The sequence below is a fragment of the Sphingopyxis sp. H115 genome (genome assembly GCF_001468465.1).
In the GTDB taxonomy this organism is placed as follows: domain Bacteria; phylum Pseudomonadota; class Alphaproteobacteria; order Sphingomonadales; family Sphingomonadaceae; genus Sphingopyxis.
This window is the reverse complement of record NZ_LNSA01000002.1, coordinates 164,688-186,724: the sequence shown is the minus strand read 5'-3', so window position 1 is coordinate 186,724 and position 22,037 is coordinate 164,688. Positions and strand designations below refer to the sequence as shown.

22 protein-coding genes are annotated in these 22,037 nt (G+C 64.9%); 16 read left to right on the top strand and 6 right to left on the bottom strand.

Annotated elements, in window-relative coordinates; genetic code table 11:
- The first annotated feature begins 19 nt into the window (after positions 1–19).
- From ATE71_RS02560 to ATE71_RS02550, 3 genes are read left to right on the top strand one after another with little or no spacing between them, the layout of a single operon-like run.
- Complete coding sequence (locus ATE71_RS02560; protein ID WP_058801959.1) at positions 20–946, top strand: alpha/beta hydrolase; 927 nt, start codon at positions 20–22, stop codon at positions 944–946.
- On the top strand, positions 943–1,737 hold the full coding sequence (locus tag ATE71_RS02555; RefSeq protein WP_058801869.1) for a nucleotidyltransferase family protein: 795 nt from the start codon (positions 943–945) through the stop codon (positions 1,735–1,737). The genes ATE71_RS02560 and ATE71_RS02555 overlap by 4 nt, the downstream gene beginning before the upstream one ends.
- Positions 1,734–2,498, top strand: coding sequence for a sugar phosphate nucleotidyltransferase (locus ATE71_RS02550; RefSeq protein ID WP_058801868.1), 765 nt, complete (start codon positions 1,734–1,736; stop codon positions 2,496–2,498). The genes ATE71_RS02555 and ATE71_RS02550 overlap by 4 nt, the downstream gene beginning before the upstream one ends.
- On the opposite strand, the gene ATE71_RS02545 is transcribed toward ATE71_RS02550, so the two are convergent.
- From ATE71_RS02545 to ATE71_RS02525, 5 genes are read right to left on the bottom strand one after another with little or no spacing between them, the layout of a single operon-like run.
- Positions 2,486–2,914 carry an HIT family protein gene (locus tag ATE71_RS02545; RefSeq protein WP_058801867.1) on the bottom strand — a complete coding sequence of 143 codons (429 nt, stop codon included), beginning with the start codon at positions 2,912–2,914 and terminating at the stop codon, positions 2,486–2,488. The two genes, ATE71_RS02550 and ATE71_RS02545, sit on opposite strands and share 13 nt — an antisense overlap.
- On the bottom strand, positions 2,911–4,014 hold the full coding sequence (locus tag ATE71_RS02540) for a CDP-alcohol phosphatidyltransferase family protein (RefSeq protein ID WP_058801866.1): 1,104 nt from the start codon (positions 4,012–4,014) through the stop codon (positions 2,911–2,913). Before ATE71_RS02540 ends, ATE71_RS02545 begins: the two co-directional genes overlap by 4 nt.
- Complete coding sequence (locus tag ATE71_RS02535; RefSeq protein ID WP_058801865.1) at positions 4,011–5,150, bottom strand: hypothetical protein; 1,140 nt, start codon at positions 5,148–5,150, stop codon at positions 4,011–4,013. Before ATE71_RS02535 ends, ATE71_RS02540 begins: the two co-directional genes overlap by 4 nt.
- Complete coding sequence (locus ATE71_RS02530; RefSeq protein ID WP_058801864.1) at positions 5,150–5,869, bottom strand: HAD-IB family phosphatase; 720 nt, start codon at positions 5,867–5,869, stop codon at positions 5,150–5,152. Before ATE71_RS02530 ends, ATE71_RS02535 begins: the two co-directional genes overlap by 1 nt.
- The gene (locus tag ATE71_RS02525; protein ID WP_058801863.1) at positions 5,866–7,410 is read right to left on the bottom strand and encodes a lipopolysaccharide biosynthesis protein; all 1,545 of its coding nucleotides are present in this window, start codon (positions 7,408–7,410) and stop codon (positions 5,866–5,868) included. Before ATE71_RS02525 ends, ATE71_RS02530 begins: the two co-directional genes overlap by 4 nt.
- A gap of 128 nt (positions 7,411–7,538) precedes the next feature.
- On the opposite strand from ATE71_RS02525, the gene ATE71_RS02520 reads away from it, so the two are divergent.
- From ATE71_RS02520 to zapE, 4 genes are read left to right on the top strand one after another with little or no spacing between them, the layout of a single operon-like run.
- Positions 7,539–8,321 carry a succinate dehydrogenase iron-sulfur subunit gene (locus ATE71_RS02520; protein ID WP_058801862.1) on the top strand — a complete coding sequence of 261 codons (783 nt, stop codon included), beginning with the start codon at positions 7,539–7,541 and terminating at the stop codon, positions 8,319–8,321.
- Positions 8,321–9,298 carry an MBL fold metallo-hydrolase gene (locus ATE71_RS02515; RefSeq protein WP_058801861.1) on the top strand — a complete coding sequence of 326 codons (978 nt, stop codon included), beginning with the start codon at positions 8,321–8,323 and terminating at the stop codon, positions 9,296–9,298. The genes ATE71_RS02520 and ATE71_RS02515 overlap by 1 nt, the downstream gene beginning before the upstream one ends.
- Complete coding sequence (locus ATE71_RS02510) at positions 9,295–9,786, top strand: PaaI family thioesterase (protein ID WP_152998607.1); 492 nt, start codon at positions 9,295–9,297, stop codon at positions 9,784–9,786. Before ATE71_RS02515 ends, ATE71_RS02510 begins: the two co-directional genes overlap by 4 nt.
- Positions 9,783–10,922, top strand: coding sequence for a cell division protein ZapE (gene zapE, locus ATE71_RS02505; RefSeq protein WP_058801860.1), 1,140 nt, complete (start codon positions 9,783–9,785; stop codon positions 10,920–10,922). The genes ATE71_RS02510 and zapE overlap by 4 nt, the downstream gene beginning before the upstream one ends.
- Here the strand turns inward: zapE and ATE71_RS02500 are convergent.
- On the bottom strand, positions 10,875–11,918 hold the full coding sequence (locus ATE71_RS02500; protein ID WP_058801859.1) for a polysaccharide deacetylase family protein: 1,044 nt from the start codon (positions 11,916–11,918) through the stop codon (positions 10,875–10,877). The genes zapE and ATE71_RS02500 overlap by 48 nt on opposite strands.
- 41 nt (positions 11,919–11,959) lie before the next feature.
- Between ATE71_RS02500 and ATE71_RS21965 the strand changes: the two genes are divergently transcribed.
- From ATE71_RS21965 to ATE71_RS02460, 9 genes are all read left to right on the top strand, one after another.
- Positions 11,960–12,184, top strand: a complete 225-nt coding sequence (locus ATE71_RS21965) for a hypothetical protein (RefSeq protein ID WP_152998606.1) — start codon at positions 11,960–11,962, stop codon at positions 12,182–12,184.
- A gap of 113 nt (positions 12,185–12,297) precedes the next feature.
- Positions 12,298–13,260, top strand: coding sequence for a malate dehydrogenase (mdh, locus tag ATE71_RS02495; protein WP_058801858.1), 963 nt, complete (start codon positions 12,298–12,300; stop codon positions 13,258–13,260).
- Complete coding sequence (locus tag ATE71_RS02490; RefSeq protein ID WP_058801857.1) at positions 13,257–13,538, top strand: hypothetical protein; 282 nt, start codon at positions 13,257–13,259, stop codon at positions 13,536–13,538. Before mdh ends, ATE71_RS02490 begins: the two co-directional genes overlap by 4 nt.
- Entirely contained in the window at positions 13,538–14,428 is an 891-nt protein-coding gene (gene sucD / locus ATE71_RS02485) for a succinate--CoA ligase subunit alpha (RefSeq protein WP_058801856.1), read from the top strand. The genes ATE71_RS02490 and sucD overlap by 1 nt, the downstream gene beginning before the upstream one ends.
- 82 nt (positions 14,429–14,510) lie before the next feature.
- Positions 14,511–17,333 (top strand): 2-oxoglutarate dehydrogenase E1 component, encoded by a 2,823-nt coding sequence (locus ATE71_RS02480; RefSeq protein WP_058801957.1) that lies wholly within the window; start codon positions 14,511–14,513, stop codon positions 17,331–17,333.
- Positions 17,334–17,366: 33 nt separating this feature from the next.
- Complete coding sequence (gene odhB, locus ATE71_RS02475; protein WP_058801855.1) at positions 17,367–18,605, top strand: 2-oxoglutarate dehydrogenase complex dihydrolipoyllysine-residue succinyltransferase; 1,239 nt, start codon at positions 17,367–17,369, stop codon at positions 18,603–18,605.
- A gap of 41 nt (positions 18,606–18,646) precedes the next feature.
- Positions 18,647–20,044 carry a dihydrolipoyl dehydrogenase gene (gene lpdA, locus ATE71_RS02470; RefSeq protein ID WP_058801854.1) on the top strand — a complete coding sequence of 466 codons (1,398 nt, stop codon included), beginning with the start codon at positions 18,647–18,649 and terminating at the stop codon, positions 20,042–20,044.
- Positions 20,045–20,066: 22 nt separating this feature from the next.
- On the top strand, positions 20,067–21,404 hold the full coding sequence (locus ATE71_RS02465; protein WP_058801853.1) for an amidohydrolase: 1,338 nt from the start codon (positions 20,067–20,069) through the stop codon (positions 21,402–21,404).
- Between the two features lie 9 nt (positions 21,405–21,413).
- Positions 21,414–22,034 (top strand): trimeric intracellular cation channel family protein, encoded by a 621-nt coding sequence (locus ATE71_RS02460; protein ID WP_268801402.1) that lies wholly within the window; start codon positions 21,414–21,416, stop codon positions 22,032–22,034.
- The last annotated feature ends 3 nt before the right edge of the window (positions 22,035–22,037 follow it).

Here is a 22,037-nt window from a genome sequence, read left to right as displayed (position 1 = left end):
CGAAGTCAAGGGACAACGGTTGATCAAAATCCTATTCGTGCTGCTGCTGCTCGTGCTGCTGTTCGGCGGCGGCGCCAAGATGATCGTCGCAGGCGGCGCCAAATCGCTCAACATGGCCGACAAATTGCTTGGGCAGGGCGATGGCGCCCGGCTACTGCTCGCCGACCAAACCTATGGCCGGGGTCCGCGTCAGTCGCTCGATATCTGGGTTCCCGACAATCTCCGCGAGGGGGATCGGTTGCCTGTCATCGTCTTCTTCTACGGCGGCGGCTGGGACAGCGGCGAACGGGGCAGCTACGGGTTCGCCGGGCGAGCGCTGGCACGGGAGGGCTTTGTCGTCGTGATCCCCGACTACCGGCTGGTACCCAAGGCGCATTGGCCCGATTTTATCGAAGATAGTGCCGCGGCGACCGCGTGGACGCACGAGCATATCGGAGGACTTGGCGGCGACCCCGACCGCATCGCGCTGATGGGCCATTCTGCGGGCGCCTATAATGCCGCAATGCTCGCGCTCGACCCGCAATGGCTGCGGGCTGCGAAGAGCGACCCCTCAATCATCCGCGGCGTGGTCGGGCTGGCGGGACCCTATGATTTCCTGCCGTTCGAAAAAGGCGGCCGGGGCGACCGGGCGATGGGGAAAGTCAGGCCCGCCGAACGGACGCAGCCTATCCATTTCGCGCGCGGCGATGCGCCGCCGCTGTGGCTTGCGACCGGCGACGAGGACGAGGTGGTGCGCCCGCGCAATAGCCAGAATCTTGCTGCGGCGATCGAGCGTGCGGGCGGCTCGGCCGCGCTGCGCATCTATCCGGGCATGGGACATACGGGCATCGTTATGGCGCTTGCCGCGCCGTTCCGAAACCGCGGGCCGGTGCTTGACGAGGCGGCCGATTTCCTACGCGGCGTCACGGCGCGGCGGGTCGCGCCCCCCGCCAAGGCCGCACAATGAAAGAGCCGATTCCGGCGATTATCCTCGCGGGTAGCCGCCCCGGCCCCGATCCGTTGCTGACGGGTAGCGGCGTATCGACCAAGGCGATGCTGCCGATCGCGGGGCAGGCAATGCTCGTTCATGCCGTGGCGGCGCTCCGCGCATCGTCCGACGTCGGCGCGATCACGATCCTCGCGCAGAACAGCGCGGGACTCGCCGCCGAACCGGAGCTGGCGGGCTTTGCCGATCTGCATTTCGTCGATTCGGGACAAGGAATCAGCAGCTCGCTCGCCGCCGCGCTGCCGCCGGGCGACGATCCACTGCTTGTCACGACCGCCGACAATGTGCTGCTGACGCCGACGATGGTCGCCGAGTTCCTGCGCGGCGCCGACGACAGCGACGTTGCGGTGGCGATGGTCGAACGCGAGGTTCTGCTCGCGCGCTATCCGCAGTCGAAGCGTACCTGGCTTAAATTTCGCGGCGGTTGGTGGTCGGGCGCGAACATGTTTTGGCTTCGTGGACGCCGCGTGCTGCCGTTGCTCGATTTTTGGGGGCGTATCGAACGCGACCGCAAGAAAGGGCTGAAGATCATTGCGGCTTTCGGACCGTGGTTGCTTGTCTGTGCGCTGCTTCGCCTCTTCACGATCCAGCAGGGAATCGCGCGCGCCGGACTCCGGTTCGGGCTGACGGCGAAGGTCGTGCCGATGTCCGAGCCCGAGGCGTGCATCGACGCCGACAAGCCCGCCGATATCGAGCTGATCGAAGCGATATTTGCCGCGCGCCGCGAAGCGGCTATAGGCCAGCCGCTATGAGCATCGACAAAGCCATTATCCTGTCGGCGGGGCAGGGCTCGCGCCTTCTGCCGCTGACCCGCGACGTTCCCAAATGCCTGATCGAGTTCAACGGCCGCAGCCTGATCAGCTGGCAGGTCGCGGCACTCGTCGCGAACGGGATCAAGGACATTGTTGTCGTTACGGGTTTTCGCACCGAGCGCGTCGAGGATCATGCGCTCCAGCTCTATCGCGACACCGGCGCGCGTATCCGCACTTTGTTCAATCCCTTTTTCCAGGTCGCCGACAATTTGGGCACCTGCTGGATCGCGCGCGAGGAGATGGACCGCGATTTCATCATCCTCAACGGCGACACCATCGTCTCGGACGAAATCGTGTCGAAGCTAATCGCGGGCGCGAACGAGGCGATCAACGTCACTGTCGACGTCAAACCCGACTATGACGACGACGACATGAAGGTGAACCGCGACGCCGAGGGGCGGCTGCACCATATCGGCAAGCGGCTGCTGCCCCCGGACACCAATGCCGAATCGATCGGCATGCTCGCCTTCGTGGGCGACGGTCCGTCGATCTTCCGCAACCAGGTTGACCAGATGATGCGCACCCCCGACGGGGTTGAACGCTGGTATCTGCGCGCAATCGACATCATCGCGAAGGGCAACCGCGTCGGCACCGTATCGATCGAAGGGCTCGAATGGCAGGAAGTCGACTTCCCGCAGGACGTCGACGCCGCCGACGCGCTCACCGCGAAATGGGCCGAGGAAGGCCGTTACGCGAAATAGGGTTTGAGCCAGCCGGTGAGCGCCGCGACCTGTGCGTCGCCCAGCTTGACCGCGTGTCCGAGGTCGGGCTGCGCCGGCCAGCCGGCATCGGCGACTGTCAGCCCCGCGCCCGAACGTTCGCCGTCGTAGCGTGGCAGAACGTGGAAATGGACGTGCGGATCGACCATCATCAGCATCAGATAGTTGATCTTGGCATAACCGACCGCCTGGCCCAGCGCGGCTTCGATCGCAGTGGTCGCGACCTTGAGTTCGGCATGCGCTTCGGCGGGCAGGTCGCCGAACGCCGTTGCGTCGGACTTTGCCGCGAGCACGAGCGCGCCGAGCGTCGGCTGCGCCGGACGCAGCAGCACGACCCAGTGATCGTATTCAGCGACCAGCGTCGCGGGGTGGCCGAATTTCGCGATGGTTTCGTTCATGCTTCTTCCATCCAGCTGGTGATCGGGTAGCCCGAACGCTTGACGGCATAGGCCTGCACCAGCCGCACCGCATGGACGATCAGCGAGATGACCGTCCACCACGCCACCGCGATCAGGCCGATGTCGGGGCGTCCGGCGAGCGTTGCGAAAAAGAGGATCGCGAAGTTCGGATTGCGCCGCGCGGTGACCAGGCGAAACTGGCTGTCGAACCGTTGCCAGACATGGATGTCCATGCCGAAATCCTTGATGAATAACCCCTCGATCACGCGCTGGAGTATGTAGCCCGCGACGACTGCGATCATCACCCAAAGAAAGGTCTGACCGGACAGCGCAAGGCCCCAGGTGCCAAGCCCGACGCCCCAGAAATACCACCAGAAGGGCGGATGGATCAGGTCGACGCCATGATCGGCGACATTGCCCCATTTCGACGAGGTGATCGTGCAGCGCGCGAGCTTCCCATCGACCGTGTCGAGCACCATGAAGACGAAGCCCGCGAGCATGCCGGTCCAGTAGTGACCGTAAGCAAAGAGGTAGGTGGCATAGACGCAAAGCGCGGCGCCGATTGCGGTGACCATGTTCGGGGTCATGCCGATGCTCGCGGCGCCGCGCGTCAGCCAAAAGGCCAGCTCCGGCCAGAGATATTTCGTCAGGGCGTCGGTGACGCCCTTATAGGCGCCGAAATAGCTTTTCCGTTCGATTTGGCGCCGCGTCTCGGGGGTTAGCCGCTGCACGAACGGGCAATCGAGCTTGCGCAGCTGGCGGTTATAAATTTGCGGGTTGGCGCGATAATCGATGATCGTCAACGCGCCGCGATGGCTCGCCATATCCTCGGGACGCAAACCACCCGTCAGATGCGCCATTACAAGCGCATCGCCGTCCATCAGAACCGTGTTGGGCAGCGTCACGATATGGCGCAGCCAGACCGGGTCGAAGACATAGTCGAGGTTGGCGTAGAGATGCGCGCTCGATGGCGGAGAGGCGTCGGGCAAGCCCTCCGCGCGGGCCAGCCGACGCAGGCGTTCGGCATTGGACATGCCCCAAAGCGGCGTCGGATTGTCGCCAATCGGTGTCAGGGCGGGCAAGGCGGGGGTATCGATCATTGGCCGCTCTTATCCTTCCCGGCGCCCATTGCAAGGAAGCGCGAGATCGCCTCGGCGCCGCGCCGCGCCGCGCCGGTGGGATCGCCGCCGATCGATTCGGCCAGCCTGTCGCATTGCGCGGCCGAATAGAGCGTGTGCCGTGCGGGCGCCTGGTCGAGTGCGTCCGGCAATTGGGTCAGGTCGTCCAGAACATCTCCCAGCGTCCAGAAAAGATAATCGGGATCGCCGACCCAGTTGACGCGATGCGCATTGAGGAACAGGCACGGCCGCGGGGTACCGAGGAATTCGTAAACCTGGCTGCTGACGTCGCCAAGATAGATATCGGCGCCACTCGTATAGCTCATGTCGAAGAGCCGGTCGGATTGCAGGTCGACCAATATCTTGTCGGCTATGGCGAGCCGTTCCACCGCTTCGCGCGCGGCGTCGCCGGCTTCCGCAAACAGTCGGACATGCGGCGCGACCACCAGATTATATCGGTCCTGCGCGGCGAACCAGCCGATGATATCGCGACCGAACCGATCCCATGACGACAGTCCGCGATGGAAATGCGGTGCGTAAAGGACGGTAGGGCGATCGTTGTCGAACAGGGGTTCGCGGGTTTTTTGCAATCGCTTCATAAGGTCGAGCTTTACATAGCCGTTGACCGCATAATGGCCCGGGCGGATCGTTCCCGCTTCGAGCAGACGCTGTTCGCTTTTTTCCCCCGCGACCAGCACGAAATCGAAATGCCGGTCGCGCGGGTCGAGCATGATCGCGCGATCGCCGGCGCCGTGTGGCGTGAAGATCAGACGCGTCCGCCGCGAAAGAAAGTGGCGGATCGCGGTGGTGGTTCGTTCGGGAACCACGATCGCGTCGAATTGACGCAGGAAGCGCAGCGCCCCGAACAGGATCGGCAAGCGCGGGTGGCGAATGAGCGCGCGGTCGCGCAGCCAGCGGCTGATCCCCCTTTGGCCGAGCAGCGTCACGCGGGGGACGAAACCAGGGTAAGCGTGGGCCACTTGATCGACCATGCGCAAATGGTCCGCGCCCGCGACCGCCACGTCGATCTGATGGCCGTCGGCCGCCATTTCGGCGGCAATGGGAAGAGCGTGGAAGATCTGGTGGGGTTCGCCGATGAACAGGAAAAGGATGCGCATTATCGGGCCCCAATCACCGCGTCCGCCGTGGCGTCCTCGAAATCCGCGTTCCGCCAGCCATGCAGCGCCGCGCGCCGGATGAATTTTTCGCCGCGCCCGATCAGCCAGGCTTCATTTGCGAGCGCAAAGGTCGGTGCGTCGCTGGCATGGTCCGAATAGGCGCGAATATGGACGGTGCCTGTTCCGACATTGGCCGCGAGCCATTCGGCGACGCGCCGCGCCTTTTCTTCGCCATAGCAGTTGGGCCCGTCGAGCTCGGCCAGCCAGTTTCCCGCAGCATCGCGGCGGTGCCGCGACGCGACGATCGCATCGAAATCGAGCGCGTCGGCGATCGCGGTGGCATAAAATTCGGGTGCAGCCGTCGCCATGAGCAGGCGATAGCCCTCGGCACGGTCGTGCGCGATGCACGCGGCGGCGCCCGGGGGCACATCGCGCGGAACGCGCCATGCGGCAAAATGCGCTGCCAGCCTTTCGGCGCGAGCCGGCGATATCGCGGAACCGAGCATCAGGCGGATGGCCGCCGGCTTGAACCGGTCGCGTCCGTAGAGGCGGAGCGCATAGCCGATCATCAGGGCGGCCAGCGCGGGCAGCAGCAGCAGGCGCCACGGCTTATCACGCCACGCCGCCCAAAACAGGAACAGGGTGAAGGTCGGTTTGCGCAACACTGTCCGGTCCAGATCATAGATCGCAATGCGTGCTGACGGCGCTGTGTCGGTCATGTGCCGTCACCTCCCACCAGTCGCAATCGGCGACCGGTCTTGCCCAGCGAGGCACGATCGGCGAATGGCAAGGCGAAGCGCATCGCCAGCCAGACCGAAGCGATGGCGATCAGCACGATCAGCGGCAGCGAAAAAATATCGGGCAGTCGGTCGGCCAGGATCGCTAGAGCCCCGGCGGCCAAGGTGATCGCGCCGGCGCGCATGGCTACCGCAGGGAACTGGGCGTCGAACGGGTGAAGCTTGTCGGTGACCGCAAGCTGGAGCATCGGAATGCCCGCCATCGCGACGACCCCGATCGCGGTGGCCAAGGTAACGCCGGTCAGCGGGTCGAGATGGCCAACGATCAGCCACCCGGCACCCACTGCAAGGCCGACGCCGAAGATGCTGGCGGTCAGTTGCTGGCTGAAGGCGGCGACGACTTGCAGCACCGGGGCGGCGATACCGAGGACGGCCTCTGCGGCGCGGGCAAAAAGCAGGATGACGAGGGCCGCCTGCGCGGCCTGTGCCTGCTCGCCGAACAGCCCGAGCAGCGACGCGCTGCCGGCGGCAAGGACCGCGGCGAGCGGGAGGGTGATCGCCGAGATCAGCCGCGTCGCATAGGCATAGATGTCAGCGACCTGGCGCCGGTCTTCGCGTTCGGCGCTCGCGGCGAGGGGCGCCATGACATAGACAAAGGCGATTCTGACAAGCTGGACGACGCTCGACAATTTGCGCGCGATAGTGAACAGCCCCGCGGCGGCGGCCCCCGCCGCGCCCGGCAGCAGCAGGTTGAGGACCAGCGCTGGCGCGTCGCCAAACAGCCGTGCGATGATATTCGACGGCAAGATCGACAGCCCTGCCCAAAAGGTGTTGCGCGCGGTTTCGGTCGCCCGGGGTACGCGCCACAGGTCGGCAAAATTATAATAGCGGGCGAGCAGTCGGACACAGAGGATCGCCGTGATCGCCAGCGAACAGAGATGTGCGATGAACAGGCCTTTCAGCCCCAGTCCGCCCGCGAAGAACAGGCCCGCGAATATCAGCCGGATCACCTGTTCCCAAACGATCCGCAGGCGGATTTCGGCGCCGAACACCATGCGCGCGCGCAGCGCCGACGTCGCGATTTCGACAAAGGCCCACAGTGGCAGCGCCCACACAAAAATCTGGATCGCAGGCGTGACGAGCGCGCGATCCTTTTCCGCCACGTTGAGCAGTGGGCCAAGCTCGGCGGCAAACAGCGCGATCAGCGCCGCGACGATCAGGCAGGGGCCGACGCCAAAGATTATTGCGGTGCGCAGCGCGGCCGCCGCCTCGGCGTCGCTGGCCGATTGCGGCACGGTGCGCTGCATCGCGCTGGTCATCCCGGTGTCGAAGATATTTTCGAGCAGGTTGATCGTCGCCCACAGCACGGCATAGAGGCCATAGCCCGCGAGGCCGAACATCAGCACATAAAGGGGCTGCGCGACGATCTCCACAACCGCGCCGAGCCGCGCCAGCACGGTCGTGCCGAGCCCGCGCGCGACGCTGCGGCTGGTAACGGCGGGTTGGGCGGCGTCTTCGCTCATCGCTGCGCACCTAGCGGCTCGTCCGCCGCGCCGCCAGCGGCTTTCGCGCGTTCTGCGCGTCTTGACCCCCTTGCCGCCCACGCCAATCGGGTCTAGGCAGCGCGCAATTGCATAGGGAACCTCGCGATATGGCTCAATTCGTCCTGCCCAAGAACAGCCGCCCGCAAAAGACGGGCAAGGTCCACAAGGCCGAGGGCGCCACGGCAGTAAAGAAATTCAAGGTCTATCGCTACGATCCCGACAGCGGCCAGAATCCGCGCTTCGACACCTTCGAGATCGACACCGAAAAATGCGGTCCGATGGTGCTCGATGCGCTCATCAAGATGAAGAGCGAGCAGGATTCGACGCTGACTTTCCGCCGGTCGTGCCGCGAAGGGATTTGCGGCAGCTGTTCGATGAACATGAATGGCAAGAACGGCCTCGCCTGCACCACCGCGATCGAGGATCTGAAGGGCGACGTCACGATCACCCCGTTGCCGGCGATGGATGTGATCAAGGATCTCGTTCCCGACTTCACCCATTTCTACGCACAATATGCGTCGATCGAGCCCTGGCTGAAGACCAAGACGACGACGCCGAGCGGCAAGGAACGGCTCCAGTCGCCCGAGGAGCGCGAAAAGCTCGACGGCCTCTATGAGTGCATCCTTTGCGCCTGCTGCTCGACAAGCTGCCCGAGCTATTGGTGGAACAGCGACAAGTTCCTCGGCCCCGCGATCCTGCTTCAGGCCTATCGCTGGCTTGCCGACAGCCGCGACGAGATGACGGGCGAGCGGCTCGACGAACTCGAGGATCCGTTCCGCCTCTATCGCTGCCACACGATCATGAATTGCGCCAATGCCTGCCCCAAGGGGCTGAGCCCGGCGCGCGCGATCGCCGAGATCAAGAAGCTGGAAGCCGAGCGGCACGTCTGATGCGCAGCGCGCTGGCGGCACTCGCTGCGCTGGCGCTCGTATCCTGCGCGTCGACGATCGATCCCGGGCCCGTTTCGGAATTGCCCGGCGCCGTTGCGCTTGGCGATGCGACCTGGCTCGTGCCGGGCGGGTTCGAGCCGGGGCGTTCGCCCGACGGAAACAGCGTCATCCTTAGAGGGACGGCGGGCGCGGTGCTCGTCGATACGGGGCGTCATGCCAGCCATAGCGAATCCGTCGACCGGGCTCTTGGCGCGCTTGACCTGCCGCTCGCCGCGATCGTCAACACGCACTGGCATCTCGACCATGTCAGCGGCAATCTGCCGCTCAAGGCGGCGCATCCCGATGCGCGCGTCTACGGGACCTCGGCGATCGACGGCGCGCTCACCGGCTTTCTTGCGACCAGCGCGGCGGTGTCGCGCAAGGCCCTCGCCGCGGGTCGGATTCCCGCCGCGGCGCTTCCCGATGTCGAGGGCGATCTGGAAACGATTGCGCGCGGGCCCGAGCTCCAGCCCGATATCGTCATCGACACGCCACACGATATCGTCTTCGCCGGCCGTGCCCTGTCGGTGCGTATCGCCCGTCATGCAGCGACCGAGCGCGACCTATGGATTTACGATGCAGCGGCCCGGCGCGCGATCGTCGGCGACCTTGTCACGCTTCCTGTGCCCTTTCTCGACACCGCCTGCCCCGAAGGCTGGCTGGAGGCGCTGGGCGACGTCGCACGATCGGGGGCGAAACAGATCGTTCCGGGGCACGGCCCGGTCATGGATCGGCATGGTTTTGCGCGCTGGCATGTGGCCTTTCGCGATTTTATCGCTTGCGCGCGCGGGACGGGCACGCTTGAGAGCTGTTCGGCGGGCTGGGTTTCCGGCGCCGCCGAATGGATCGGCCAGGACGGCGCCCGCGCCACGGCGATGGCCGATCATTATGGCGAGCTGATACGCTCGAAGAAATTGGACGGATATTGCAGGGCATGAACGACGGGATCGAGGAGCCGAAGCGCCGCGACCATTTCAGCGCCGAGGAACTGGACGGCGGCTGGATGAGCTGGGACCTCAAGGACCCGACACGCTTCAACGCCTTCATCGAACCGCTGACGGTTCGTGTCGAGACGCCGACCGAAGACGGGCGCCCGCGCGCCCGCGTTCGCATGCTCCCCGAACGCAAGCACAGCAATCTCGGCGACAATGTCCATGGCGCGGTGACCCTTGCCCTCGTCGACATCGCGCTGTTCGCGGCGTCGCATCAGTTCGGATCGCTCAACGCGGGTCATTCGGTCACGCTCGACCTGTCGACGCAATTCGTCGGGGCGGGACGGGTCGGCGAACCGCTCGACGCCCTGGTCGAACTGGTGCGCGAAACCGGCCGGCTGATCTTCTTGCGCGGGCTGGTCGTACAGGGCGAGGGCGACGGCCATATCGTGCTGAGCTTTGCCGGGACGATCCGCAAGGCAAGCACTAAGTGACGACCGTCCTTGCCGACTATGACGCGCTCGTCGCGGCGGGCGAGCTCAAGCCCGATGCCGAGCAACGCAGCGCGGCGGTGCGGCTGAACCAGTTGCAGCAGGATCTTGAGGCGGCACCGCCACGTGGTAGCCTGCTGTGGCGGATCGCCGGCCGCAAGCCCGAGAGCCCGCGCGGCGTCTATCTGTGGGGTGCGGTCGGACGCGGCAAGTCGATGCTGATGGACCTCTTCTACGACCGGCTGCACATCCAGCGAAAGAAGCGCGTCCATTTCCATGCCTTCATGCTCGACGTCCATGCGCGGATGCGAGAGGTGCGGAAGAGCGAAAGCGGAGACCCGATCCCGCTCGTTGCCGAGGCGCTCGCCGAGAATGTCCGCTGCCTCGCCTTCGACGAAATGGTCGTGAACAACAGCGCCGATGCGATGATCCTGTCGCGCCTGTTTACCGCGCTGATCGACCGCGGACTGACGATGGTCGCGACATCGAACCGGCCGCCGCAGGATCTCTACAAGGACGGACTCAACCGCGAACATTTCCTGCCCTTCATCGCGCTGGTCGAGGATCGGCTGGACGTGATGGGTCTCAACGGCCCGACCGATTATCGGCGCGACCGGCTGGGCGACGGCGCGCGCTGGTTCGTACCCGCCGACGATGCCGCCAGCGCGGCGCTGTCCGCTGCCTTCTTCCGCCTGACCGACTATCCGCCCGAGGATCGCGCCAATGTGCCCACGCTCGATCTCGACGTCGGCGGCGGGCGCACATTGCATGTGCCGAAAGCGTTGAAGGGCGTTGCTGTGTTTTCGTTCAAGAAATTGTGCGGAGAGGCGCGCGGGGCGTCGGATTATCTAGCGGTCGCGCGGCATTTCCACACTGTCATCCTCGTCGGCATCCCGCGCATGGGGCCGGAGAACCGCAACGAGGCGGCGCGCTTCGTGACGCTGATCGACGCGCTTTACGAATATAAGGTCAAGCTGCTGGCAAGCGCGGCGGCGGCGCCCGACCAGCTCTATGTCGCAGGCGACGGGGCGTTCGAATTCGAGCGCACGGCGAGCCGGCTCGCCGAGATGCAGTCGGACGATTATCTCGCGCTAGGCCATGGCCAGGAGGATGCCGCCGGCAATCTTCCCCCAGCGTGACGTGTTGGCGGTGACATATGCGAGGCTGCGGACGTAGCGCACCTCGTGGGCCAGATGTCCCGCTGCCTGTTCGGCAGTCCGGCGCAGAGTCCGCAGGGGGCGCGGTTCGGGCAGCCTGATCGATCCCGGTCGCGGCGGCGGGGCGGGCAGGTCGGCGAAGCCGCCACTGGATATACGGCGATCGGCGGCCACCGCCTGGCAAAGCGCCTCCATCCGTGCGATCGCGAGGCGGTTGGCGACGGCGCGGTCGCGGCTCAAAAGCTCGAAACTATGGCTGAAGGCGGAGAATTGGATCGCCCCGCTCGCGGCCGCATGATCGAGCGCGTCGCGCATTTCTTCTTCGGACATCGCGCAAAGCTGCGCCGGCCGAAAGCTGTCGGCGCGATCCATGAGGCCGCTGACGGGCACTTCGCAAACGCCATGGTGAATCCGCATCCCGATGTTCCCCGGGTCGAGCACGATGTCGCAGCCCCGGCCGACATAGGCGCCGTTGAAGCTGCTGTCATAAGCGAAGCCAAGCGCGGCGAGCGCGCGCAGCGTGTCGTCGTTGGCGCCGAAATTGCCGGCGCGAAAAGCGACGGGATCGGGCGCGCCCGCGCGCACCAGCATGTCAGCGGCAAGCCCGATGAGCTTTTTCTGCGCGCCGAGCGGGAAGTCGCCGATGTTGCGCCCGTTCAGGCGCCCGACGGGGTTGAAGCGCGCGAAGGCGAGCCATTCGGTGTGGATGTGCAGTTGGACCTCGTGCCCGCGCGCGACGATCGGGGCGACGATGTCGCGGACGATCGATGGCCCATGGACAAGCGCGGGCATCGGATCGACGAAGAAAACGCCGGTCAGGCCATAGCGTTCGAGCATATCCATCTGGAAATGGATACCGAAATCGCCGTCGCGGCAGCGGCCGAGGATCGAGCTTTCGAAATTGGCGCGCGCGTCATGGCCCCGTTGATAGAGGCCCGCCGACAATTCGGTGTCGAAGCTGATGATCGCGCGCGTCACGCTTTGCGCGTAACAAAGTGGAGATAAGGGAGGGTTAATGGATGATTGCGCCGCGCCGCAGCCGTCGCGGCGGCGCAATATCCCATCCTTTGGTGCAGCTTTACGACCGGCCGGTCGCAGGAGACTATATGATCGTCCACGCGCATGGCAGCGAAGCCAGTATCGCCAACAAGCCGGAATGTCGCTGGCGCGCGAGCCGTTATTGTTATTGCGAACTATTATCAAAAAAAGGCGGTTTTTCGTCCTTTTGGCGGTTGTTTCGTTAAGGGAATCGGCGTAGGGGCGTCGCCAGTCTTGGGACCGGAGCGGAGCTTTAGCCCGTGCTCCCGCCGGTCTGTGAACCAATTGCCGGGCTTGCCAGAAGGGAGTGCCGCGCGCCATGGGACGCAAGAAGATCGCATTGATCGGAGCCGGGAATATCGGCGGAACGCTGGCGCTGCTCGCCGCGCAGAAGGAACTCGGCGATGTCGTCCTGTTCGACGTGGTCGAAGGCGTGCCGCAGGGCAAGGCGCTCGACCTGTCGCAGGTCGGCCCGATCGCGGGCTTCGATGCCAAGATCATCGGCTCGAACGATTATAAGGACATCGCGGGCGCCGACGTCATCATCGTCACCGCGGGTGTCGCGCGCAAGCCGGGCATGAGCCGCGACGACCTGCTCGGCATCAACCTGAAGGTCATGAAGGCCGTCGGCGAGGGCATCAAGGCGAACGCCCCCGACGCGTTCGTTATCTGCATCACCAACCCGCTCGACGCCATGGTCTGGGCGCTGCGCGAATTCTCGGGGCTCCCGCACAACAAGGTCGTCGGCATGGCCGGCGTGCTCGACTCGGCACGCTTCAGCCACTTCATCGCCGACGAATTCGAGGTGTCGGTGAAGGATGTGAACACCTTCGTGCTCGGCGGCCATGGCGACACGATGGTCCCCGTCGTCCGCTATTCGACGGTCAACGGCATCCCCGTTCCCGACCTCGTGAAGATGGGCCTGTCGAGCCAGGAAAAGGTCGACGCGATCGTCAAGCGCACGCGCGGCGGCGGTGGCGAAATCGTCGCGCTGCTCGGCACCGGTTCGGCCTTTTATGCGCCGGCAGCGTCGGGAATCGCGATGGCCGAAGCCTATCTGGGCGACCAGAAGCGCATCCTTCCCTGTGCGGCCTATGTCGACGGCCAGTACGGCGTCGATGGCCTCTATGTCGGTGTGCCGGTGATGATCGGCGCGAACGGTGTCGAGAAGATCGTCGAAATCGAACTCGACGAGGCCGACAAGGCCGGCCTGCAGGTCTCGGTCGACGCGGTCAAGGAACTGCTCGACGCGTGCAAGAATCTGGATCCGTCGCTGGCGTGAATCTGACGGACGGCCTTTTCCTGATCGTCTGCGTACTCGTTGGAGCTGCGCCGGGGTTCGTTGCACTCCGTTTCACGAATGGGAAAAGGTCGCTGTTGGTGGTTCTTTCTTGGTTCCTGCTGTCTGCTGCGCTGCTGTGGTCGGTGGGATTAGGGCCTCACGGATTCATATTGTTCGCTTTTATGCCGTTCTGGTTTGGTTGCTTTGTCAGTTTTATGGCGACACTTTTCCGGCTGCATTCAGAAACCAACGCGCTTTTGGATAGGAAGCAAAATTAATGTCCATTCTCATTGACAAGAATACCAAGGTCATCACGCAAGGGATGACCGGTGCCACCGGCACCTTCCACACCGAACAGGCGCTTGCCTATGGCACGCAGATGGTCGGCGGCGTGACGCCGGGTAAGGGCGGCACGACGCACATCGGCTTGCCGATGTTCAACACCGTCGAGGAAGCGAAGCATGCGACGGGCGCGACCGCGTCGGTCATCTATGTGCCGCCGCCGTTCGCCGCCGATTCGATCCTCGAAGCGATCGATGCCGAGGTCGAGCTGATCGTCTGCATCACCGAAGGCATTCCGGTGCTCGACATGGTCAAGGTGAAGCGTGCGCTCTCGGGCTCGAAATCGCGCCTGATCGGCCCGAACTGCCCCGGCGTGCTGACCCCCGAAGAGTGCAAGATCGGCATCATGCCGGGCAACATCTTCAAAAAGGGCAGCGTCGGCGTCGTCTCGCGCTCGGGTACGCTGACCTATGAAGCCGTGTTCCAGACCTCGAACGTCGGGCTGGGCCAGACGACCGCGGTCGGGATTGGCGGCGACCCGGTCAACGGCACCAACTTCATCGATGTGCTCGAACTCTTCCTGGCGGACGAAGCGACCAAGTCGATCATCATGATCGGCGAGATCGGCGGCGACGCCGAGGAACAGGCCGCTCAGTTCCTGATCGACGAGGCCAAGCGCGGCCGCAAGAAGCCGATGGCCGGCTTCATCGCGGGCCGCACCGCGCCTCCGGGCCGCCGCATGGGCCATGCCGGGGCGATCGTGTCGGGCGGCAAGGGCGACGCCGAAAGCAAGATCGCGGCGATGGAAGCCGCCGGCATCAAGGTGTCGGCGAGCCCGTCGGAACTCGGCACGACGCTCGCCGAGGTGCTCAAGGAACGCGTCTGACCGGACGGCCCGCCGGCACCCTTTGCCGGCGGGCCTGTGCTCCCCATATAAGACCCACCCCTACCTCCCCGTGGAAAAGCAGATGAACCTCGAACGACAAAGCTTCGACATCGACGAGCCGCAGGCCGGCCCCAGCTGGGCGCCGAAGAACTGGCCGCTGATCGACAGCGACGACCTGACCGCCGCGCTCGATCCGCAGCAGATGCAGGTCGCCGTGAAGGCCGCCGCGGCCAAGGCAGGTGCCGCGCTGTCGAACGCCGAAGTCGAGCGCGCCGCCGACGATTCGATCCGCGCGATGATGCTGATCCGCACCTATCGCGTGCGCGGCCATCTCGCTGCCAATCTCGATCCGCTCGGCCTCAGCCAGCGCGAGCTGCCCGCCGACCTGACCCCTGAATATCACGGTTTCATCGGCGCCGATCTGGATCGCCCGGTTTACATCGGCGGGACGCTCGGCCTCGAAAAGGCGACCATTCGCGAGATCGTCGCGATCCTGCGCGCCAATTATTGCGGCAATGTCGGCCTCGAATATATGCACATCGCCGATCTGAAGGAGCGCCAGTTCCTGCAGGAACGGATGGAAGGCGCCGACAAGATCATCGAATTTTCGGTCGAGGGCAAACGCGCCATCCTGAACAAGGTGATCGAGGCCGAGGAGTGGGAAAAATTCCTCGCCAAAAAATATGTCGGGACCAAGCGATTCGGCCTCGACGGCGGCGAGAGCATGATTCCCGCGATGGAAGCGATCATCAAATATGGCGGCCAATATGGCGTGCGCGAAATCGTGTACGGCATGGCGCACCGCGGGCGGCTCAACATGCTCGCGAACGTCATGGCGAAGCCGTACAAGATCATCTTCCACGAATTCGCCGGCGGCAGCGCCAACCCCGACGACATCGGCGGCTCGGGCGACGTCAAATATCACCTCGGCACCTCGACCGACCGCGAGTTCGGCGGCGCGTCGGTGCATATGTCGCTCGTCCCCAACCCCTCGCACCTCGAGGCGGTCGATCCGGTCGTGCTTGGCAAGGTGCGCGCGCAGCAGGTGGTGCGCGACGATCTTCAAAAGCACGAGCAGGTGCTGCCGGTGCTGATCCACGGCGACGCGGCCTTTGCTGGGCAGGGAATCGTCTGGGAATGCCTCGGTTTTTCGGGCATTCGCGGCTACAACACCGGCGGCTGCATTCACTTCATCGTCAACAACCAGATCGGTTTCACGACCAGCCCGCAATTCGCGCGCTCGTCGCCCTATCCGTCGGATGTGGCAAAGGGCGTGATGGCGCCGATCCTGCACGTCAACGGCGACGATCCTGAAGCGGTGACCTTCGCGTGCAAGCTCGCGATCGATTTCCGCCAGCAGTTCAAGCGCGATGTCGTGATCGATATGTGGTGTTACCGCCGCTTTGGCCACAATGAGGGCGACGAGCCTTCGTTCACCCAGCCTTTGATGTACGCCAGCATCCGGAAGCATCCGCCGGTGTCGCAGCTGTGCGCCGCGAAGCTCGAAGGCGAAGGAGTAATCGACGCGGGCTGGGCCGATGCGCGCCGCGCCGAATTCGCCGCGCGGCTCGAAGGAGATTTCGAGGCGGCGAAGAGCTACAAGCCGAACAAGGCCGACTGGTTCGCGGGCCGCTGGTCGGGGCTTCACGCCCCCGCCGACCCCGAAAATGCGCGTCGCAACATCGCGACCGGCGTGTCCGAAAAACTGTTCGACGCGATTGGCCGCACGCTGACGACGATCCCCGCCGACGTCGAGGTGCACAAGACGCTGCGCCGCGTGATTGACGCGCGGGGCGCCATGTTCGCGAACAAGGACGACGGCGAAGTGTTCGACTGGGCAACCGCCGAAAGTCTTGCCTTCGGGACGCTGCTTAGCGAAGGCTATCAGGTGCGCCTGTCGGGACAGGATTCGGGCCGCGGGACGTTCAGCCAGCGCCACGCCGTCTGGGTCGACCAGAAGAGCGAGGAAAAATATGTCCCGCTGACGACCGTCCCGCACGGCCGGTTCGAGGTGCTCGACAGTCCGCTCTCCGAATATGGCGTGCTCGGCTTCGAATATGGCTATGCGATGGCCGATCCGAAGAGCCTCGTTCTCTGGGAAGCGCAGTTCGGCGACTTCGCCAATGGTGCGCAGATCATGATCGACCAGTTCATCGCGTCGGGCGAGGCGAAATGGCTGCGCGCCAACGGCCTCGTGATGCTGCTCCCCCATGGCTATGAGGGGCAAGGGCCGGAGCATAGCTCGGCGCGCCTCGAACGTTTCCTCCAGCTTTGCGCGGGCGACAATATCCAGGTGTGCAATATTTCGACCCCGTCGAACTATTTCCACGTCCTGCGCCGCCAGATGCTGCGTCCGTTCCGCAAGCCGCTGATCATCATGACGCCCAAATCGCTGCTGCGTCACAAGCTGGCGGTGTCGCAGCGCTCGGATTTCATCGGCGACGCGCATTTCCGTCGCATCATGTCGGACCGCACCCCGCCCGCAGACAAGGACATCAAGCGCGTCGTGCTCTGTTCGGGGAAGGTCGGTTACGACCTGATGGAAGCGCGCGATGCCGCTGGCCTCGCCGATACCACGGTGATTCGCATCGAGCAGCTATACCCGTTCCCCGGCGAGCCGCTGGCGGTGCGCCTGAAGCGCATGCCGAAGCTTGAAGAGGTGGTCTGGGCGCAGGAGGAGCCGCGCAACAACGGCGCCTGGTTCTTCGTCAATGAGCTGATCGAGGACGCGCTGACCGAAGCGGGCAAGACGGGCATGCGGCCGCGCTATGCCGGCCGCGCCGCCGCGGCCTCGCCCGCGACCGGCCTGATGAGCCGCCACCAGACCGAACAGTCGGCGCTCGTCGCCGATGCGCTCGGCCTGTCGGTTCGCGCCGAAATCCGCCGCGCCAAGAACAAAGCCTGAGCCCCAAGCTTAAGTCCCCAAGGAACTGCACCTATGAGCACCGAAGTCAAAGTCCCCACGCTGGGCGAAAGCGTTACCGAAGCGACGATCGGCGAATGGCTGAAAAAGCCCGGTGAGGCCGTCGCGCTCGACGAGCCCATCGCCAGCCTCGAAACCGACAAGGTTGCGGTCGAAGTGCCGTCCCCCGTCGCGGGCGTGATGGGCCAGCAGCTCGCCGCGGTCGGCGACACGGTCAATGTCGGCGCGACGATCGCGACGGTCGAAGCCGGCGGCGCTGCCGCTGCGCCGGCGCCTGCCGCCGCTGCACCCGCGCCCGCCAAGGCTGAAGCCGCCGCGCCTGCGCCCGCGACGACCGCTCCGGCTGCCGATGGCGTCGACACCGTGACGACCATGTCGCCCGCCGTCCGCCGCCTCGTGCTCGAGCATGGCGTCGATCCGACGAAGATCCAGGGCAGCGGCAAGGACGGCCGTCTGACCAAGGAAGATGTGCTCGCCGCCGCCAACAGCGCGCCGACTGCTCCGGCTCCGGCGCCCGCCGCTGCGCCGGCCCCGGCTGCCAGCGCCGCGCCGGGCCGCCAGGAAGAACGCGTCAAGATGACCCGCTTGCGCCAGACGATCGCCAAGCGGCTGAAGGCGGCGCAGGATACCGCGGCGATGCTGACGACCTTCAACGACGTCGACATGTCGGCGGTGATCGAGGCGCGCGGCCGCTACAAGGATCTGTTCGAAAAGAAGCATGGCGTGCGCCTGGGCTTCATGGGCTTTTTCACCAAGGCGGCTTGCCTGGCCCTGAAGGACATTCCGGCGGTCAACGGCCGGATCGACGGCGACGAGATCGTCTATAACAATTATATGGACATCTCGGTCGCGGTGAGCGGCCCGAGCGGCCTCGTCGTGCCCGTGATCCGCAACGCCGAAACGCTGAGCTTCGCCGACATCGAAAAGACGATCGGCGATTTCGGCAAGCGTGCCAAGGATGGCACGTTGACGATGGACGACATGACCGGCGGCACCTTCACCATTTCGAACGGCGGCGTTTTCGGGTCGCTGATGTCGACCCCGATCATCAACCCGCCGCAATCGGCGGTGCTTGGCCTGCATCGTATCGAGGACCGCCCGGTTGTGGTGAATGGCGAAGTCGTCGTCCGTCCGATGATGTATCTGGCGCTCAGCTATGACCATCGCCTGATCGATGGCCGCGAAGCGGTGACCTTCCTCAAGACGATCAAGGAAGCGATCGAGGATCCGACGCGCCTGCTGATCGATCTCTGAGGATATTTCTCCCCGTCCCCCGAGGGGTAAAGGAACGATAAATGGCTGATTACGACTACGACGTCCTTGTTATCGGTGCCGGCCCCGGCGGTTATGTCGCGGCGATCCGCGCGGCGCAGCTGGGCCTCAAGACCGCGTGCGCCGAAGGGCGCGCGACGCTGGGGGGCACCTGCCTCAACGTGGGCTGCATCCCGTCGAAGGCGATGCTCCACGCGTCCGAATATTTCGAGGCGGCTGCGGGCGGCGCGATGGCGGCGATGGGCATCAAGGTAAAGCCCGAACTCGACCTCGGCACCATGCACGGCCAGCGCAAGGACGCGGTGAAGGGTCTGACCGGCGGCATCGAATTCCTGTTCAAGAAGAACAAGGTCGACTGGCTGAAGGGCTATGCGCAGTTCACGTCGAACGACAGCGTCGAAGTCGCCGGCAAGACCTATCGCGCCAAGAATATCATTATCGCGACCGGATCGTCGGTGACCCCCCTTCCCGGCGTCGAAGTCGATAACGACAAGCAGATCATCGTCGATTCGACCGGCGCGCTCGAACTCGCGAAGGTTCCCGGCCATATGGTCGTGATCGGCGGGGGCGTGATCGGGCTCGAACTCGGCAGCGTGTGGCGCCGCCTCGGCGCCAAGGTCACTGTCGTCGAGTTCCTCGACCAGATCCTGCCCGGCATGGACGGCGACGTCCGCAAGGAAGCGAACAAGATCTTCAAGAAGCAGGGCATCGAATTCAAGCTCAAGACCAAGGTGACCAAGGCCGACGTCAAGGGCAAGAAGGCGGTGCTGACGCTCGAATCCGCTGCCGGCGGCGATGCTGAAACGCTCGAAGCCGATGTCGTTCTCGTGTCGATCGGCCGACGCCCGAACACCGATGGTCTCGGCCTCGACAAGGCCGGCCTCGCGGTCAACCAGCGCGGCCAGATCGAAACCGACCATGATTTCGCGACGCAGGTTCCTGGCATCTGGGCGATCGGCGACGTGGTCCCCGGCCCGATGCTCGCGCACAAGGCCGAGGACGAAGGCATCGCTTGCGCCGAAAATATTGCCGGGCTGACGGGCATCGTGAATCACGACGTCATCCCATCGGTTGTCTATACTTGGCCCGAAATCGCGGGCGTGGGCCTGACCGAAGAGGCAGCGAAGGAAAAGGGCGAGGTCAAGGTCGGCAAGTTCCCGATGCTCGCGAACAGCCGCGCCAAGACCAATCACGAGCCCGATGGCTTCGTGAAAGTTATCGCCGATGCCAAGACCGACCGCGTGCTCGGCGTCTGGTGTATCGCGAGCGTCGCGGGCACGATGATCGCGCAGGCCGCGCAGGCGATGGAATTCGGCGCGACGTCCGAAGACATCGCCTACACCTGCCATGCGCACCCGACGCATAGCGAGGCGATCAAGGAAGCCGCAATGGCGGTGACGGGCAAGCCGATCCACGTCTGACGAACAAATGGGGGAGAGTATCATGGCGAAGCATTGGCTCTGGGGAGCGGCTTCGCTGGCCCTCTCCCTCATCGCGTCCGGCGCACAGGCGGCGCCCGATATAACGGCCGCCAACGCACGGCTGACCGCACTGCTCGACAAGAATTACCCCGCCTTGGAAGATATCTACAAGGACCTGCATCTGCATCCCGAACTCGGGATGCAGGAGGTCCGCACTGCGGGTATCCTGGCGGCGCATCTGCGCGCAGCGGGCTTTGCCGTGACCGAGAAGGTCGGCGGCACCGGCGTCGTCGCGATCCTCAAAAATGGCGAGGGGCCGACGATCCTCGTGCGCGCCGACATGGACGCACTGCCGATGGAGGAAAAGACCGGGCTTGCCTGGGCGAGCAGGGCGCGCGCGACCTATGAGGGCAAGGATGTGCCGGTGATGCACGCGTGCGGCCACGACACGCATGTCGCCTATCTGGTCGGCGTCGCGCAGGCCTTGAATGCGATGCGCGATAGCTGGTCGGGCACCGTCATGCTGATCGGCCAGCCCGCCGAGGAACCGCTCATCGGCGCGCGCGCGATGCTCGACGATGGCTTGTTCACGCGCTTCCCGAAACCCGACTACGGTTTTGCTGCGCATGTCACCAATCTTCCGGCCGGCGTCGTCGCGATCAAGGCGGGGGCTTCGTCGTCGGCATCGGACAGCTATTCGATCACCTTCCACGGCCGCGGCGGCCATGGCTCGATGCCCGCGGCGACGATCGACCCGATCCCGATCGCCGCGCGCTTCGTCACCGATACGCAGGTCGTGATCAGCCGCGAGAAGGACCCGGCCGCGTTCGGCGTGCTGACGATTGGTGCGATCAATGCGGGCAGCGCCCCCAACATCATCCCCGACAGCGCGGAGGTGAAGGTCAACCTGCGCTCACAATCTCCCGACGTGCGAAAGTTGCTTCAGGACGGCACCGCGCGCGTCGCCAAGTCAGCCGCTGCGATGGGCGGGGCGCCCGAGCCCACGATCCGCTATCTCGGCGGGACGGGCATCATGACGAACGACCCCGTGATGGCCAAGGCTGCGGTCGCGGCGCTGACGCCAGCTTTCGGCAAAGGACTGGTCTTCGCGCCTGAAAGCGCGACGCCGATGTCGGGCAGCGAAGATTATTCCGAATTCGTCGATGCGGGGGTGCCCTCGCTCTTCTTTGGCATCGGCGGTTACGATCCCGCCGTGCTCGCCGATCTGAAGGCAAAGGGCGAACCCGCGCCGACGAACCATTCACCCTTCTTCGCGCCCGAAGCTGAGCCCGCGATCCGGGGCGCTGTGACCGCTATCGTCCTGTCGATCGTCGGCGGTGTGCGCCCGGCGGCGAAATAGGCTCCGGCCTTGTTCGAACTCGACAATGCGCTGATCGTCCGCCTGCTCGACCTGATCGGCATCGGTGTCTTCGCGCTCTCCGGCGCATTGATGGCGGTACGGCTGCGCCAGACGCTGGTGACCGCCGCCTTCTTTGCGCTGGTGACCGGCGTCGGCGGCGGCAGCGTGCGCGACCTCTTGATCGGCGCGCCTGTCTTCTGGGTGCAGGACGGCGCGATCGCCGCGGTGTGCATCGCGATCGCGCTCGTCGTCTGGCTCACGCCCGAACGCTGGTGGCAGGGGCAATTGCTCGAATGGGCCGACGCAGTCGGTCTTGCCGCCTACGCCGTGTTCGGTACCGCCAAGGCACTGGCGTGGGGTGTGCCGCCCGCGCCTGCGCTGCTGATGGGCGTCATCACAGGGTGTGTCGGCGGCACGATCCGCGATGTCCTTGCCGGCGTTCCCTCGATCATCGTGCGGCCCGAAATCTATGTCACCGCCGCGGCGCTCGCGTCGGGGTTGTTCTTGTTGCTGCAATGGCTCGGGACGGGGACTCCGATCGCGGCTGTCGTCGGAGCAGTCGCGGGTTTCATCCTGCGCGGCGCGGCAATCCACTGGTCGCTCGCGCTGCCGACCTATCGCGGGCAATAGGCT

Bases quoted from the DNA above. Each gene is read 5' to 3' on its own strand.
- ATE71_RS02540 (WP_058801866.1), bottom strand. From the start codon at position 4,014: ATGATCGATACCCCCGCCTTGCCCGCCCTGACACCGATTGGCGACAAT.
- ATE71_RS02535 (WP_058801865.1), bottom strand. From the start codon at position 5,150: ATGCGCATCCTTTTCCTGTTCATCGGCGAACCCCACCAGATCTTCCAC.
- ATE71_RS02525 (WP_058801863.1), bottom strand. From the start codon at position 7,410: ATGAGCGAAGACGCCGCCCAACCCGCCGTTACCAGCCGCAGCGTCGCG.
- mdh (WP_058801858.1), top strand. From the start codon at position 12,298: ATGGGACGCAAGAAGATCGCATTGATCGGAGCCGGGAATATCGGCGGA.
- sucD (WP_058801856.1), top strand. From the start codon at position 13,538: ATGTCCATTCTCATTGACAAGAATACCAAGGTCATCACGCAAGGGATG.
- ATE71_RS02550 (WP_058801868.1), top strand. From the start codon at position 1,734: ATGAGCATCGACAAAGCCATTATCCTGTCGGCGGGGCAGGGCTCGCGC.
- ATE71_RS02555 (WP_058801869.1), top strand. From the start codon at position 943: ATGAAAGAGCCGATTCCGGCGATTATCCTCGCGGGTAGCCGCCCCGGC.
- ATE71_RS02545 (WP_058801867.1), bottom strand. From the start codon at position 2,914: ATGAACGAAACCATCGCGAAATTCGGCCACCCCGCGACGCTGGTCGCT.
- ATE71_RS02520 (WP_058801862.1), top strand. From the start codon at position 7,539: ATGGCTCAATTCGTCCTGCCCAAGAACAGCCGCCCGCAAAAGACGGGC.
- odhB (WP_058801855.1), top strand. From the start codon at position 17,367: ATGAGCACCGAAGTCAAAGTCCCCACGCTGGGCGAAAGCGTTACCGAA.
- ATE71_RS21965 (WP_152998606.1), top strand. From the start codon at position 11,960: ATGATTGCGCCGCGCCGCAGCCGTCGCGGCGGCGCAATATCCCATCCT.
- ATE71_RS02530 (WP_058801864.1), bottom strand. From the start codon at position 5,869: ATGACCGACACAGCGCCGTCAGCACGCATTGCGATCTATGATCTGGAC.
- ATE71_RS02465 (WP_058801853.1), top strand. From the start codon at position 20,067: ATGGCGAAGCATTGGCTCTGGGGAGCGGCTTCGCTGGCCCTCTCCCTC.
- ATE71_RS02510 (WP_152998607.1), top strand. From the start codon at position 9,295: ATGAACGACGGGATCGAGGAGCCGAAGCGCCGCGACCATTTCAGCGCC.
- ATE71_RS02480 (WP_058801957.1), top strand. From the start codon at position 14,511: ATGAACCTCGAACGACAAAGCTTCGACATCGACGAGCCGCAGGCCGGC.
- lpdA (WP_058801854.1), top strand. From the start codon at position 18,647: ATGGCTGATTACGACTACGACGTCCTTGTTATCGGTGCCGGCCCCGGC.
- ATE71_RS02515 (WP_058801861.1), top strand. From the start codon at position 8,321: ATGCGCAGCGCGCTGGCGGCACTCGCTGCGCTGGCGCTCGTATCCTGC.